This window comes from Citrobacter tructae (assembly GCF_004684345.1).
In the GTDB taxonomy this organism is placed as follows: Bacteria; Pseudomonadota; Gammaproteobacteria; order Enterobacterales; family Enterobacteriaceae; genus Citrobacter; species Citrobacter tructae.
Window position 1 is genome coordinate 3,271,097 of record NZ_CP038469.1, and the last position, 15,315, is coordinate 3,286,411.

The 15,315-nt window shown below is 50.6% G+C and carries 13 protein-coding genes and 1 pseudogene; 6 read left to right on the forward strand and 8 right to left on the reverse strand.

Annotated elements, in window-relative coordinates; all coding sequences use genetic code 11:
• Together E4Z61_RS16355 and typA are read right to left on the reverse strand one after the other, a co-directional pair.
• The gene (locus E4Z61_RS16355; protein WP_135323684.1) at positions 1–711 is read right to left on the reverse strand and encodes a GntR family transcriptional regulator; all 711 of its coding nucleotides are present in this window, start codon (positions 709–711) and stop codon (positions 1–3) included.
• A gap of 236 nt (positions 712–947) precedes the next feature.
• On the reverse strand, positions 948–2,771 hold the full coding sequence (typA, locus tag E4Z61_RS16360; protein WP_135323685.1) for a ribosome-dependent GTPase TypA: 1,824 nt from the start codon (positions 2,769–2,771) through the stop codon (positions 948–950).
• Between the two features lie 379 nt (positions 2,772–3,150).
• Here typA and glnA point away from each other — a divergent pair, with 379 nt between their 5' ends.
• The 4 genes from glnA to E4Z61_RS16380 all read left to right on the forward strand — a co-directional run bounded on the left by glnA (position 3,151) and on the right by E4Z61_RS16380 (position 7,525).
• Positions 3,151–4,560, forward strand: a complete 1,410-nt coding sequence (gene glnA, locus E4Z61_RS16365; protein WP_135323686.1) for a glutamate--ammonia ligase — start codon at positions 3,151–3,153, stop codon at positions 4,558–4,560.
• Positions 4,561–4,832: 272 nt separating this feature from the next.
• Positions 4,833–5,882, forward strand: coding sequence for a nitrogen regulation protein NR(II) (gene glnL / locus E4Z61_RS16370; protein ID WP_135323687.1), 1,050 nt, complete (start codon positions 4,833–4,835; stop codon positions 5,880–5,882).
• An 11-nt stretch (positions 5,883–5,893) separates the two neighbouring features.
• Positions 5,894–7,303 carry a nitrogen regulation protein NR(I) gene (gene glnG / locus E4Z61_RS16375; RefSeq protein WP_135323688.1) on the forward strand — a complete coding sequence of 470 codons (1,410 nt, stop codon included), beginning with the start codon at positions 5,894–5,896 and terminating at the stop codon, positions 7,301–7,303.
• 111 nt (positions 7,304–7,414) lie between these two features.
• Positions 7,415–7,525, forward strand: a complete 111-nt coding sequence (locus tag E4Z61_RS16380) for a YshB family small membrane protein (protein ID WP_096758886.1) — start codon at positions 7,415–7,417, stop codon at positions 7,523–7,525.
• Between the two features lie 88 nt (positions 7,526–7,613).
• On the opposite strand, the gene hemN is transcribed toward E4Z61_RS16380, so the two are convergent.
• The 3 genes and pseudogenes from hemN to E4Z61_RS16395 form a co-directional block, all read right to left on the reverse strand.
• The gene (hemN, locus tag E4Z61_RS16385) at positions 7,614–8,987 is read right to left on the reverse strand and encodes an oxygen-independent coproporphyrinogen III oxidase (RefSeq protein ID WP_135323689.1); all 1,374 of its coding nucleotides are present in this window, start codon (positions 8,985–8,987) and stop codon (positions 7,614–7,616) included.
• A gap of 188 nt (positions 8,988–9,175) precedes the next feature.
• Complete coding sequence (gene yihI / locus E4Z61_RS16390; RefSeq protein ID WP_135323690.1) at positions 9,176–9,691, reverse strand: Der GTPase-activating protein YihI; 516 nt, start codon at positions 9,689–9,691, stop codon at positions 9,176–9,178.
• A 109-nt stretch (positions 9,692–9,800) separates the two neighbouring features.
• Positions 9,801–10,025, reverse strand: a pseudogene (locus E4Z61_RS16395) (hypothetical protein).
• A 227-nt stretch (positions 10,026–10,252) separates the two neighbouring features.
• Between E4Z61_RS16395 and yihA the strand changes: the two are divergent.
• The gene (gene yihA / locus E4Z61_RS16400; protein WP_135323691.1) at positions 10,253–10,885 is read left to right on the forward strand and encodes a ribosome biogenesis GTP-binding protein YihA/YsxC; all 633 of its coding nucleotides are present in this window, start codon (positions 10,253–10,255) and stop codon (positions 10,883–10,885) included.
• 119 nt (positions 10,886–11,004) lie between these two features.
• Here the strand turns inward: yihA and spfP are convergent, their stop codons facing one another.
• The 3 genes from spfP to E4Z61_RS24415 all read right to left on the reverse strand — a co-directional run bounded on the left by spfP (position 11,005) and on the right by E4Z61_RS24415 (position 14,556).
• The gene (gene spfP, locus E4Z61_RS24460; RefSeq protein WP_071892919.1) at positions 11,005–11,052 is read right to left on the reverse strand and encodes a small protein SpfP; all 48 of its coding nucleotides are present in this window, start codon (positions 11,050–11,052) and stop codon (positions 11,005–11,007) included.
• 166 nt (positions 11,053–11,218) lie between these two features.
• Positions 11,219–14,005 (reverse strand): DNA polymerase I, encoded by a 2,787-nt coding sequence (gene polA, locus E4Z61_RS16405; protein ID WP_135323692.1) that lies wholly within the window; start codon positions 14,003–14,005, stop codon positions 11,219–11,221.
• 215 nt (positions 14,006–14,220) lie between these two features.
• Positions 14,221–14,556 carry a hypothetical protein gene (locus E4Z61_RS24415; protein WP_240703891.1) on the reverse strand — a complete coding sequence of 112 codons (336 nt, stop codon included), beginning with the start codon at positions 14,554–14,556 and terminating at the stop codon, positions 14,221–14,223.
• On the opposite strand from E4Z61_RS24415, the gene E4Z61_RS16410 reads away from it, so the two are divergent.
• Positions 14,450–15,304: an acyltransferase gene (locus E4Z61_RS16410; protein ID WP_240703883.1), complete on the forward strand. Its 855-nt coding sequence runs from the start codon at positions 14,450–14,452 to the stop codon at positions 15,302–15,304. The genes E4Z61_RS24415 and E4Z61_RS16410 overlap by 107 nt on opposite strands.
• Positions 15,305–15,315: the final 11 nt, after the last annotated feature.

The window sequence follows — 15,315 nt, forward strand, 5'->3', positions numbered from 1 at the left end:
CTACAAGTTAATGAAGAGATCAACTGCTTCAAATCGCCAATACTCAATATCTATTTGTACGATGTTGCCATCGCTGTCAGCCCGATGTTTTTCAATAAGAATGGCAGGCATCCCGGTAGAACCACCAATAAACTTACTAATATCGCCGGCCATTCTGACGGGTTTAAAAGCCAGTTTTTTGATTACGGTTTCTTTTTTATATTCATTTTCCCATACGGAAGAAAATGACTGACTTTCAAGTTGCTCAATAAACCCCGGAGCAACCTTCGGGTTGATAAACGTTTCGTGGTAGAAAACTTTATGACCTTCAAGCGCTCCCCAACCCGTTATCCGATACAGTTCATCAGACGGCGTTGCTGACACCAGTGGCACAGCAACTTCCGGGTACTGAGAAACCCGACTTTTCTCGATAAATCCCCAAGAAGGTTCTCTACCCTGCTCAAGCGCTGCACGCTGAAAGCTTGCTGATAATTCCGGGCTGTAGTTAAAGCGCGCCTGCGTGACGAACCATCCTTTGCGATCTTTACGAAAGATTTTGGATTCTGACTCGAGATTTAATAGTGCCTGACGTAACGTCATGCGCTTAATCCCCAGCAACTCTCCTAACTCTCTTTCTGAGGGGAGTTTTCCACCTGGGGTGGTGATCCCATCTTTTAACCAACGATCTAACTTCTCTTTCGCATTCTCAACGGTTGACTGATTACTCGTCATTGTTTAATCCATTTGGTTTAAACCAGTTGGTTCAATCATACGCTGACGATAAAAAAGAAAGCAAACAACCGCGTTGAGCTTTAGAAAGATTTGTGACCAAGCTCTCTTAAGGCAGACATCTTGAGGGGAGAATATTTCACAAGGCAGGGAATCAGCGTAAACCCGCTTGAGACCAGGGATACAGGCAAAAAAAACCCCGCCTCGTAAGGCAGGGTCTTGTCATTAAATCGCGTTAATCAGTCTTCTTTCGGACCACGGTTCGCGCGTTTACGATCGTTTTCAGTCAGGTGACGCTTACGAATACGGATAGACGTCGGCGTGACTTCTACCAGTTCGTCGTCATCGATGAATTCCAGAGCCTGTTCCAGAGTCATTTTCTGAGCCGGAACCAGCGTGGTTGCTTCATCAGTACCAGAAGCACGCATGTTGGTCAGTTTCTTACCGGTCAGGCAGTTTACAGTCAGGTCATTAGAACGACTGTGAATACCGATGATCTGGCCTTCGTAAACTTCTGCACCGTGACCCAGGAACAGCTTACCGCGGTCCTGCAGGCTGAACAGTGCAAACGCAACTGCTTTACCCTGGCCGTTGGAGATCAGAACACCGTTCTGACGCTGACCCACTTCACCTGCACGAACGTCGTCGTAGTGGCTGAAGGTGGAGTACAGCAGACCGGTACCGGAGGTCATGGTCATGAATTCTGAACGGAAGCCGATCAGACCACGGCTTGGGATCACGTAGTCAAGACGTACACGGCCTTTACCATCTGGATTCATGTTTTTCAGGTCGCCTTTACGCTCGCCCAGTGCCTGCATGACAGAACCCTGGTGCTGCTCTTCGACGTCCAGTGTTACGTTTTCGAACGGCTCTTGTTTACGGCCATCGATTTCGCGGAAGATAACTTTCGGACGGGAAACCGCCATCTCGAAACCTTCACGACGCATGTTTTCAATCAGAACGGACAGGTGAAGTTCACCACGACCAGACACGCGGAATGCGTCTGCATCCGGAGTCTCTTCAACGCGCAGCGCAACGTTGTGTACCAGTTCTTTTTTCAGGCGGTCAAGGATCTGACGAGAAGTAACGTACTTACCTTCTTTACCACAGAACGGAGAGGTGTTGACGTTGAAGAACATGGTAACGGTCGGTTCATCAACAGACAGCGCTGGCAGCGCTTCAACATTCTGCGGGTCGCAGATGGTGTCGGAGATGTTCAGTTCGCCCAGACCGGTGATCGCGATGATGTCGCCAGCTTCTGCAACGTCACTCTCGATACGCTCAAGACCCAGATGGGTCAGAACTTTACCGACTTTACCGTTGCGAGTTTTGCCTTCGCTATCAATGATAGTGATCTGCTGGTTCGGTTTAACTTTACCGCGCTTGATGCGACCGATGCCGATAACACCAACGTAGTTGTTGTAGTCCAGCTGGGAGATCTGCATCTGCAGCGGGCCATCAAGGTCAACGTTCGGAGCCGGTACACGGTCAACGATAGTCTGATACAGCGGGGTCATATCTTCCGCCATATCTTCGTGATCCAGACCTGCGATACCGTTCAGCGCTGAAGCGTAAACGATCGGGAAGTCCAGCTGTTCGTCGGTTGCGTCGAGGTTAACGAACAGGTCGAATACCTGATCCACAACCCAGTCAGGACGCGCGCCAGGACGGTCAACTTTGTTGATAACAACAATTGGCTTCAGGCCATGAGCAAAGGCTTTTTTGGTCACGAAGCGCGTCTGCGGCATCGGACCGTCCATTGCATCAACCACCAGCAGTACGGAGTCTACCATGGACATTACACGTTCAACTTCGCCACCGAAGTCGGCGTGTCCCGGGGTATCAACGATGTTGATACGGTAGTCATTCCACTTGATAGCGGTGTTTTTAGCGAGGATGGTAATCCCACGCTCTTTCTCCAAATCGTTGGAGTCCATCACACGCTCTTGGGTTTCGGCACGAGAGTCGAACGTACCAGATTGTTGGAGCAGCTTGTCTACCAGGGTGGTTTTACCATGGTCTACGTGCGCGATGATGGCGATGTTACGCAAATTTTCGATCACAACTTTGCCTCAGGCATTTTAGAAATAGCGCGTTATTGTACACGGATTAATCGCAGTACAAAACAGGATCACAAACATCCTCCGCAAACAAGTATTGCAGAGTTTCTTTGTGATCACATTCACGGAGCGTTAAAAGGGGTAATCTCATGTCAATTGCACCAATATGGTGCTTAATGTTCACATTAAAGCACTATAATGGTGCAATACAACCTTCATGGTGCAACCCCTTTGCACGATAGTGCGCATGATAACGCCTTTTGGGGGCAATTTAAAAGTTGGCACAGATTTCGCTTTATATTTTTTACGGCGACACGGCCAATTTTTGCAGAATTGAAGACCTCGTTACCACGACGACAATGACCAATCCGGGAGAGTAAGTATGTCCGCTGAACACGTTTTGACGATGCTGAACGAACACGAAGTGAAGTTTGTTGATTTGCGCTTCACTGATACTAAAGGTAAAGAACAGCACGTCACGATTCCTGCTCATCAGGTAAATGCCGAATTCTTTGAAGAAGGCAAAATGTTTGACGGCTCCTCAATCGGTGGCTGGAAAGGCATTAACGAATCAGACATGGTTCTGATGCCGGATGCTTCTACTGCACTCATTGACCCGTTCTTTGAAGAATCTACCCTGATCATCCGTTGCGATATCCTGGAACCTGGTACGTTGCAGGGCTATGACCGCGACCCGCGCTCCATCGCTAAACGCGCTGAAGAATACCTGCGCGCCACCGGCATTGCAGACACCGTGCTGTTCGGGCCAGAGCCAGAATTCTTCCTGTTCGACGACATCCGTTTCGGTGCATCCATCTCCGGTTCTCATGTTGCTATTGACGATATCGAAGGCGCATGGAACTCCTCCACCAAATACGAAGGTGGTAACAAAGGTCACCGTCCTGGCGTGAAAGGCGGTTACTTCCCAGTTCCTCCGGTTGATTCTTCACAGGATATCCGTTCTACCATGTGTCTGGTCATGGAAGAGATGGGCCTTGTCGTTGAAGCGCATCACCACGAAGTGGCGACCGCGGGCCAGAACGAAATCGCCACCCGCTTTAACACCATGACCAAAAAAGCGGACGAAATTCAGATCTACAAATATGTCGTTCACAACGTCGCACACCGTTTCGGTAAAACTGCGACCTTTATGCCAAAACCGATGTTCGGCGATAACGGTTCCGGTATGCACTGCCACATGTCCCTGTCCAAGAACGGCGTAAACCTGTTCTCTGGCGACAAGTATGCGGGTCTGTCTGAGCAGGCGCTGTTCTACATCGGCGGCGTTATCAAACACGCTAAAGCCATCAATGCCCTGGCGAACCCGACCACCAACTCCTACAAGCGTCTGGTCCCGGGTTACGAAGCTCCGGTTATGCTGGCTTACTCTGCCCGTAACCGTTCTGCCTCTATCCGTATCCCAGTGGTCGCGTCACCGAAAGCGCGTCGTATCGAAGTGCGCTTCCCGGACCCGGCTGCTAACCCGTACCTGTGCTTTGCTGCGCTGCTGATGGCCGGTCTTGATGGTATCAAGAACAAAATCCACCCAGGTGAAGCGATGGACAAAAACCTGTACGACCTGCCGCCAGAAGAAGCAAAAGAGATCCCACAGGTTGCTGGCTCTCTGGAAGAAGCACTGAACGAACTGGATCTGGACCGCGAGTTCCTGACTGCAGGCGGCGTATTCACCAACGAAGCGATCGATGCGTACATTACGCTGCGTCGCGAAGAAGATGACCGCGTGCGCATGACGCCGCACCCAGTAGAGTTTGAGCTGTACTACAGCGTTTAACCGTATCTTAAAAATCCGGCGAATTTCACGTTGCGGCAAGGCGGCAACTGAGCAAATCCCAAGGAGCATAGGTAGCTATGTGACTGGGGTGAGCGAAGGTAGCCAACGCAGCAGCGGCCGTGAAAGGCGTCGGGAGTTTTTTAGTTGCCGTGGAACTTTTAGCCCATCACACGATGGGCTTTTTTCTCCGCCAACGAACTGATCCTTCGCGCTTTTTCTACGCGAAAGCTATAATGCACTAAATTGGTGCAACCTTTTCAGGAGACTGCTGAATGGCAACCGGCACGCTGCCCGATGCTGGGCAGATCCTCAATTCGTTAATTAACAGCATTTTACTTGTCGACGATGAACTGGCGGTGCATTACGCCAATCCCGCGGCACAGCAGCTGCTTGCCCAAAGTTCTCGCAAACTCTTCGGCACGCCGCTTTCTGAACTGCTGAGTTATTTCTCATTAAACATCGGGCTGATGCGAGAGAGCCTGGAAGCAGGCCAGGGCTTCACAGACAACGAAGTGACGCTGGTGATAGATAGTCACTCGCATATCCTCTCTGTGACCGCACAGAGGCTGCCTGATGGCCTAATCCTGCTGGAGATGGCACCTATGGATAACCAGCGCCGTCTGAGTCAGGAGCAACTCCAGCATGCCCAGCAAATAGCCGCCCGCGACCTGGTGCGCGGCCTGGCACATGAAATTAAAAACCCGTTGGGTGGATTACGTGGCGCGGCGCAGTTGCTCAGTAAAGCGCTCCCGGACCCGGCATTAAAGGAATATACCCAAGTTATTATTGAGCAAGCGGACCGCCTGCGTAACCTGGTCGACCGCCTGCTGGGGCCGCAGCAGCCCGGAATGCACATCACGGAAAGCATTCACAAAGTGGCAGAGCGCGTCGTGGCGCTGGTTTCGATGGAACTCCCGGAAAACGTCACGCTTACCCGTGATTACGACCCGAGTCTGCCAGAAATACTGCACGACCCCGACCAGATAGAACAGGTTCTGCTGAATATCGTGCGTAATGCACTCCAGGCGCTGGGACCGGATGGCGGTGAGATTATTCTGCGCACCCGCACCGCGTTTCAACTCACACTACACGGCATGCGTTACCGCCTGGCGGCGCGTATTGACGTCGAGGATAACGGTCCGGGTATTCCTCCACATTTGCAAGATACGCTGTTCTACCCAATGGTCAGCGGACGCGAGGGGGGGACCGGACTGGGATTATCTATCGCTCGTAATTTGATTGATCAACATTCCGGCAAAATTGAATTTACCAGTTGGCCGGGCCATACCGAGTTCTCGGTTTACCTGCCTATCAGGAAATAGAGGTGACGTTTATGCAACGAGGAATAGTCTGGGTCGTTGATGACGATAGTTCCATCCGTTGGGTGCTTGAACGTGCGCTCGCAGGGGCAGGACTCAACTGCACCACATTTGAAAGCGGGAAAGAGGTACTGGACGCACTCGCCAGCAAAACGCCGGACGTGCTGTTGTCGGATATCCGTATGCCGGGGATGGACGGTCTGACGCTGTTAAAACAAATTAAACAGCGTCATCCAATGCTTCCGGTCATCATAATGACAGCACACTCCGATCTGGACGCCGCCGTCAGCGCCTACCAGCAAGGGGCGTTTGATTATCTGCCTAAACCGTTTGATATTGACGAGGCCGTTGCGCTGGTCGAGCGCGCCATTAGCCATTATCAGGAACAGCAGCAGCCGCGTAATATTCAGATCAACGGCCCAACCACCGATATCATCGGTGAAGCGCCCGCGATGCAGGATGTCTTTCGCATAATTGGCCGACTTTCCCGCTCTTCGATTAGCGTCTTGATCAATGGTGAGTCCGGGACCGGTAAAGAACTGGTCGCACATGCTCTACACCGCCACAGCCCGCGCGCCAAATCGCCGTTTATCGCCCTTAACATGGCGGCTATTCCGAAGGATTTAATCGAATCTGAACTGTTTGGTCACGAAAAAGGCGCATTTACCGGTGCCAATACCATTCGCCAGGGACGTTTCGAACAGGCTGATGGCGGCACGCTGTTTCTCGATGAAATTGGCGATATGCCGCTGGACGTGCAAACGCGATTGCTGCGTGTATTAGCCGACGGACAGTTTTACCGTGTCGGCGGCTATGCGCCAGTGAAGGTGGACGTGCGCATTATCGCAGCCACGCACCAGAACCTGGAACTGCGCGTACAGGAAGGCAAGTTCCGCGAAGACTTATTCCACCGACTGAACGTCATTCGCGTCCATTTACCGCCACTGCGCGAGCGACGGGAAGATATCCCTCGCCTGACGCGTCATTTCTTGCAGGAAGCCGCTCACGAATTGGGTGTGGAAGCCAAGCAGTTACACCCTGAAACCGAGGCCGCACTGACGCGTCTGGCCTGGCCGGGCAACGTTCGCCAACTTGAGAATACCTGCCGCTGGTTAACAGTGATGGCCGCCGGGCAGGAGGTGCTGATTCAGGACTTACCGGCTGAACTGTTTGAAGCGACCGTTCCGGATGCGCCTTCACATATGCAGCCTGATAGTTGGGCAACCTTGCTGGCACAGTGGGCTGACCGGGCATTACGTTCCGGTCATCAAAACTTACTCTCTGAAGCGCAGCCTGAAATGGAACGCACGCTGTTAACCACCGCGCTGCGCCATACCCAGGGTCATAAACAGGAAGCAGCGCGCTTACTCGGATGGGGACGTAATACCCTGACGCGTAAGTTAAAAGAACTCGGTATGGAGTGAGAGATTGTCGCTGTGTAAAGATTGATAATTGAGCGCAAAGTGCTGCTATTTTGAGCTTTACTGCTCCGATGAGTTAAGTATGATCGTGCCCGGAAAACGGGGAGAGTCATCATGCTGGAATCAATTATTAATCTGCTGTCGAGCGGCTCGGTTGAAAGCCATACGCCACAAACAGCGGTTGCCGCAGTGCTGTGTGCCGCGCTGGTTGGGCTGTTTAGCTGAAGGTGGCCGGATGGCGCTAACACTTATCCGGCCTACAGGTTATCGTGACGTGTAGGCCCGGTAAGCAAAGCGCTACCGGGCAACGTCATTAAATGACCCGAGAGAACTGCTGCATCCGCGCTTTCTGGCGCAGGTAAGCATCAAAGCACATGCAAATATTGCGGATCAGCAGACGACCTTTTGCCGTCACCTGAATCCCTTTCTCATTCACGTCCACCAGCCCATCTTTCGCCAGCGGCACCAGCAGCTTCAGGTCTTCGGCAAAATAGTCAGCAAAGTTGAGATCCCATTGCTGTTCTACGACAGCGTAGTCGAGACGGAAGTTGCAGATCAGTAGCTTAATGACATCCCGGCGAATACAGTCATCGCGGGTCAGGGCAATACCACGCCACAGCGCATTACCCTCCTCATCCACCTGCTGATAATAGTGTTTCAGCTCTTTTTGGTTCTGCGCGTAGTTGTCACCAATCATACTAATGGCGGAAACGCCCATGCCCAGCAGGTCAGTATCGCCCTGGGTGGTATAGCCCTGAAAATTACGGTGCAGAACACCCTCACGCTGGGCAATCGCCAGTTCGTCATCCGGACGGGCAAAGTGATCCATCCCAATGAACTGATAGCCCGTTTCGGTCAGCGAAGAGATCGTCTCCTGCAAGATATCCAGCTTCTGTTGCGCGCTGGGCAGGTCGGCATCTTTGATCTTACGCTGTGCGGCAAAAAGCGTTGGCAGGTGTGCATAGTTAAAGACGCTCAGGCGATCGGGATTCAGCTCGGCCACACGCTTCAGGGTGAAGGCAAAACTTTCCGGCGTCTGTTTTGGCAGACCATAAATCAGATCGATGTTCGTGGAGGTAAAGCCAATCTCCCGCGCATGATTAAGCAGCGCAAAGATAAACTCTTCATCCTGCTCACGGTTTACCAGGCGCTGAACTTCTTTGTTGAAATCCTGCACCCCCATGCTCAGGCGGTTAAAACCTTCAGCACGTAAATGATCGAGCACATCCAGCTCAATTTCACGCGGATCAACCTCGATCGAGATTTCTGCATCCGCGTTAAAGTCGAAGTTATCACGCAACAGCGTCATTAAGCGGCTGATTTGTGCTTTATTCAGATAGGTTGGCGTACCGCCGCCCCAGTGTAGTTGGCTGACATGACGACCGGCAAACAGCGGCGCACGATGGATGATTTCTTGTTCTAAGGCATCCAGATATTGATCGGCTTTATGCTGCTGGCGGGTCACAATTTTGTTGCAGCCGCAGAAATAACACAGTTTGTGGCAGAACGGGATATGGACGTACAAAGAGAGTGGACGTTCAGGGTAGCGCGCTACGGCTTGCAGAAATGCCTCGGCATCGTAGTCTGCGGAAAACTCCAGCGCGGTCGGGTACGAGGTATATCGTGGCCCGGAATAGTTATATTTCTGGATCAGGGCCAGGTCCCAGTCGATTAACTGCTCAGACATACTCACTCCTTCCGATGGCGTTTCTGGCGGGTACGGCGTACCGGCTTACCTCCACTGCGGGTGATAAACCGGTTGCGCAGCCACTTTTGGCGCCGCGACAATCGCTGTAGTTTAACGAATAACCACACCAGATAACATATAACCGGAAGGGTTATAAGCAGGACGGGAAGACCCACGGTACAAAACCGTTAGTTACCACCCTTCAGCAGGCGCATCATATCTTCCTGCTTTTCATCCTCTTCATCGATCTCTTCATCATCATCGTAAGAGAGGCCCAGTTTCTGCATCAGTTCATCGATGCGATCCAGCTTGGCATCTACCCAAGCCTGATCTTCAGCGCTCAGGATCTCTCCAGCTTCAAGACGTTCCAGCAGCGCATCCAGGCGCTCATCCGTTTCCAGTAAATCCAACTCAGCCTGTGGTGAAAGCATAGGTTTCTCACTCTTCGGTTTGTGCTGTTTGGTGACCTTTTCGGTCACACCCAATGCAATGGGAGTTTTACTGCCAATACGAGGATCTTTGTGCTTGTTTTGGTTTCCGCCACCTGATGCGCCTTCGCTGCCGGTCGCACGGCTACCCGCCGCAAGACCACGGTGTTTTTTCTGGCGCTTACGATCGCGAGCTTCGAGGTTAATTTCTTCGCGTGTTTTACGACGCGCCTTTGCAGGACCTTTACCGCGTGGTGTAGAAGTTGATTTCATCATGATTCGTCTTTGGCTGTTTTATTCAGTATATATTTGCGCCGGAATCTAGCAGAAATAAAGAAAAAAGGCGACAGAGTAATCTGTCGCCTTTTTTCCTGACTCTCAACCCTTAACGGGCTCTACAATCCATGTCGGCTATCAACACACCCTGTTTTTCCCTCAGCCAGAAACATTCCGTGTTGTTTCCATTTCCTTTTACTAACGTCTCCGGACGTTTGTCTTCCTGACAATCCTGTGTCTTCGCCTCCTGGCGCTCCTGACCCTCATCCTGAGTCGTCTATCCTGTTAGCTCCCTCGCTATGGACGTTACTTTACTCTTTTGGATTGCACACACAAGCAACAGACTTAACAGTTTCGGTTTTTCAGAATATTGCTTGTCCGTAATTATATGATTTATTTGATTTGTGTTGTTATACACCCTCTCATCTCGCATAAATACTATCGGCAATGTCTCACAAAGTACGTGGTTTTAACTTACATAACCCACGCGTCGAAAAACCAGCCTTTTGCTGGTGTTCAGGTATAATCGCTGCAAAGCCTTGATTGATGGAGACGACCACGTTGACTAACTTGAATTATCAACAGACGCATTTTGTGATGAGTGCGCCTGATATTCGCCATTTACCTTCCGATACGGGAATTGAAGTGGCTTTTGCTGGCCGTTCCAACGCAGGCAAATCCAGTGCGCTGAATACCCTGACAAATCAAAAGGGTCTGGCGCGTACGTCTAAAACGCCGGGCCGTACTCAGCTCATCAACTTATTTGAAGTGGTTGACGGTAAGCGTCTGGTTGACTTGCCGGGATACGGGTATGCAGAAGTTCCGGAAGAGATGAAGCGTAAATGGCAGCGCGCACTGGCGGAATACCTGGAAAAACGCCAGAGTCTGCAAGGTTTGGTCGTACTGATGGATATTCGCCATCCGCTGAAAGATCTCGATCAACAGATGATCCTGTGGGCAGTAGAGAGCAACGTTCAGGTACTGGTATTACTGACCAAAGCGGACAAACTGGCCAGCGGCGCACGCAAAGCGCAATTGAATATGGTTCGTGAAGCCGTGCTGGCGTTTAATGGCGATGTACAAGTAGAAGCGTTCTCATCGCTGAAAAAGCTGGGCGTGGATAAACTGCGTCAGAAACTGGATAGCTGGTTTAGTGAACTGGCACCGATTGAAGAGACGCAGGACGGGGAATAATCCGCTGATATGCCGGATAGCGACGCTGTGCGTCTTATCCGGTTTACAAAAAGGGCAAAACTTTTCTTTCGCAAAATAAAAAACGCCCCAGTCATTACTGACTGGGGCGGCTAAAATATTCAGCCAAATCCGATTACGTGAAGTAAAAGGTCTGAAAGATAGAACATCTTACCTCTGTACCCTACGTGAATAACTTTACTCTTTTTTAAGCAGAGCAGAAAGCACTTTTTGTAATTTTTTTTCATTCCCGACATAGGGAATTCTAATGGTCATCACAAAAAGTGCTCACTTATGTTGCTTAGTTACGAAAAGAGCGCGTTATTCAGTAAACCCTTAGTGCGCTTGATCCCAGTTTTCACCACTTCCGACTTCCACCAGCAACGGCACATCAATCCGCGTTCCGTTTTCCATCAGCTGATGGATCTTTTTCGAGACACTTTCCAGGTCATCTTTGTGCACTTCAAACACCAGTTCATCGTGCACCTGCATGATCATACGTACGCGAGGCTGTTCAGCTTGCAGCCATCCATCTACGGCTATCATGGCGCGCTTAATAATGTCCGCAGCGGTGCCTTGCATCGGGGCGTTAATCGCTGCACGCTCTGCCCCAGCACGACGAGCACCATTACTGGATTTAATATCTGGTAAATAGAGGCGACGCCCTTCCAGGGTTTCAACGTACCCTTGCTCTTTTGCCTGCGCGCGCGTGCGTTCCATATATTCCAGAACGCCAGGGTAGCGCTCAAAGTAGAGATCCATATACTTCTGCGCTTCTTTACGTGGAATATTCAACTGACGCGCCAGACCAAAGGCGCTCATTCCGTAGATCAGACCGAAGTTAATGGCTTTCGCGCTGCGGCGTTGTTCACCGGTCACGGAATCCAGCGGTAAGCCAAAGACTTCCGCAGCGGTTGCGCGGTGAATATCTTTCCCTTCGGCAAACGCGGTAAGCAGACCTTTATCACGCGAGAGATGCGCCATGATGCGTAGTTCAATCTGCGAGTAGTCTGCGGAGACAATCACGTAGTCTTCTGGTGCAATAAACGCCTGGCGAATACGGCGTCCTTCCTCATTACGCACCGGAATATTTTGCAGGTTAGGATCGGTAGAGGACAAACGCCCGGTTGCCGTGACAGCCTGATGATAAGAGGTATGCACCCGCCCGGTTTTAGGGTTGATCATCAGCGGAAGTTTATCCGTATAGGTAGACTTCAATTTTGCCAACCCACGATATTCCAGAATCACCTTCGGCAGCGGATAATCCAGCGCTAATTCTTCCAGCACTTCTTCCGACGTTGATGGCGCACCGCCTGGCGTTTTCTTCAACGGTTTGATGCCCTGCTTTTCAAACAGAATGGTTTGCAACTGCTTGGTTGAGGAGAGGTTAAACGCTTCTCCGGCTATCTCATGCGCTTTTTGTTCCAGCTCGTTCAAACGTAGCGTCAGCTCTGCTGAATGTTTGTGCAACACGGCAGGATCGATTTTGACACCGTTACGCTCTATGCGGGACAGGACAGGGACAAGCGGCATATCGATATTTTCAAAGACGTTTAGCGGCCCTTTATGTTTTTGCAGCTCTGGCCACATTTTCAGATGCAGCTGTAGCGTGACGTCGGCGTCTTCCGCTGCATAACGACCTGCTTCTTCCAGTGCAATCTGGTTAAAGGTCAGCTGGTTTTTGCCTTTCCCGGCGATCTCTTCAAAGGTGATGGTTTTATGCTTCAGCCAGCGGTCAGACAGGCTGTCCATATCGTGTCGCCCGGCAACGCTGTTGAGAATGTAGGACTCGAGCATGGTATCAAAGACGATACCGCGCAATTCAATCCCGTAGTTTGCCAGGATACCGCGGTCATACTTCAGATTTTGCCCAACTTTATGCGCTTTTTCATCTTCCAGCAGCGGCTTCAACAGGGTCAGCGCACGGTCACGGGAAATCTGATCGGGGGCATCCAGATAGTCATGCGCGACAGGGACATACGCAGCTACGCCAGGTTCAATGGCGAAAGAGAGGCCCACCAAATTCGCGGAGATGTTATCCAGGCTGTCCGTTTCTGTATCAAAGGCAAAGACCGGCACTTTTTTCAGCTTCGCAATCCACGCTTCCAGAGTCTCTTCGTCCAGAATCGTCACATAGTTATCGTATGAAAGAACCGTGGCGGGTTCCTCAGGCGTTTCATCAATAACGATTGTTTCCTGCGGCTTTGCCGCCGGTTTCGTTCCTTTCGCCTGCAGCCATTTTCCGGCTTCAACATCAGTAACCCAACGCTTGAACTCATATTGTTTGAACAGACCTAACAGTTCGTCTGCTGCGGGTTCTCGTACTTCCAACTGCTCGCAGGTTAATTCCAGCTCGACATCCGTTTTGATGGTTGCCAGCTTATAAGAGAGGTATGCCACCTCTTTATTCTGCTCGAGCTTGCCGGCCATGGTTTTTGCACCACGGAACGTCAGACCAGCTATTTTGTCTGATTCAGCATAGAGCGTATCCAGCCCTCCCAAACCCTGAAGCAACGCCTGCGCCGTCTTTTCACCCACGCCTGGCACACCAGGAATGTTATCGGAGGAATCCCCCATCAGCGCCAGGAAGTCGATAATCAGTTCCGGCGGCACGCCATACTTATTCACCACCTCATCCGGGCCGAGGATCGTATTGGTCATCGTGTTGATGAGGGTAATATTCGGCGTCACCAACTGAGCCATGTCTTTATCGCCAGTACTGATCAGCACCGGACGGCCGACATTCTCCGCCTCACGCGCCAGCGTACCGATAACGTCGTCCGCTTCAACGCCTGAAACAGCCAGCAAGGGTAATCCCATTGCTTTTACCATGGCGTGCAAAGGCTCAATCTGCGCACGCAGATCGTCTGGCATGGGTGGGCGATGCGATTTGTAGTGCTCGAATAATTCATCACGGAAGGTTTTACCCTTGGCGTCGAAGACCACCGCCGCATGCGTCGGCTTATATTGCAAAATCAAGCTACGCAGCATGTTGAGGACACCGTACATCGCGCCAGTAGGCTCTCCTGCGCTGTTGGTCAGCGGCGGAAACGCATGGTATGCGCGATACAAATAAGATGAGCCATCTACAAGGATAAGTGGGTTTTCTGGGATCTGAACCATAATGTCCGTGCCTGTTTATCAGATTATGAGTAAAGGATGCCACAGACAGGATGAAAACATGAGTTTTTCGCCGCATTTGTCGAAAAACTTTTGCAGATCTTCTGGGGTGTTCGCAAAGTGAGTTGTGGATAAGTTTGTGAATAAATAATTTTCAACCCTTTTTGTGTAGCAAGATAATTTATTAAGCATGTAAATTTTGCATATTTTTCATTATGTTAATTCGTGGCGCAGAGTTTTATATTATCTTTTAAGCTTATATCGGGATGTGGATAGATATTACCTTTTTTTCTATTCAGCGAAGATCCATCATTTGGTCCGTTTTCTGATAAAATCAGCCCCTTGCGCCTCTTTAGCGCACTATCTATGGCTAACCTTTTGAATAATTTAATTATGACGAGAATACTCGCCGCGATAACGCTGTTGCTGAGTATCGTATTGACCATATTGGTCACGATTTTATGTTCTGTGCCGATCATCCTGGCCGGGATTGTAAAACTCCTTTTGCCCATACCTTTCGTCTGGCGCAAGGTATCTCTCTTTTGCAATTTCATGATGTACTGCTGGTGTGAAGGTTTGGCGCTGCTGCTGCACCTTAACCCGCGACTGAAGTGGGATGTGGAAGGGCTGGAAGGTCTTAGCAAGAAAAACTGGTATCTGCTCATCTGTAATCACTACAGCTGGGCCGACATCGTTGTGCTCTGCGTTCTGTTTCGTAAGCACATCCCGATGAATAAATACTTCCTTAAGCAGCAGTTAGCCTGGGTGCCCTTTATTGGCCTGGCGTGTTGGGCGCTGGATATGCCATTTATGAAGCGCTATTCACGGGGTTATTTACTCCGCCACCCTGAACAACGTGGTAAAGATGTTGAAACGACGCGTCTTTCTTGCGAGAAGTTTCGTGTGCATCCAACAACTATTGTGAATTTTGTTGAAGGTTCACGATTTACCCAGGAGAAACGCCAGCAGACCCGGTCACCTTATAAAAATCTGCTGCCGCCCAAAGCTGCCGGTATTGCGATGGCGCTGAATGTCTTAGGATCGCAGTTTGATAAGTTGCTGAACGTCACACTGTGTTATCCGGAAAACAGCAGTCACCCTTTCTACGATATGCTGAGCGGTAAGCTGACGCGCATTGTCGTACGGGTGAGTCTGGAGCCGGTTAAAGAGGAATTGCACGGTGATTACGTTAACGATAAAGGATTTAAGCGTCGATTTCAGCTGTGGCTGAATGTGATCTGGGGCGAGAAAGATGCGCAAATAGATGCAATTAAAGCCTCAACTAAAAAAGCCGGTCTCTGACCGGCTTTCTC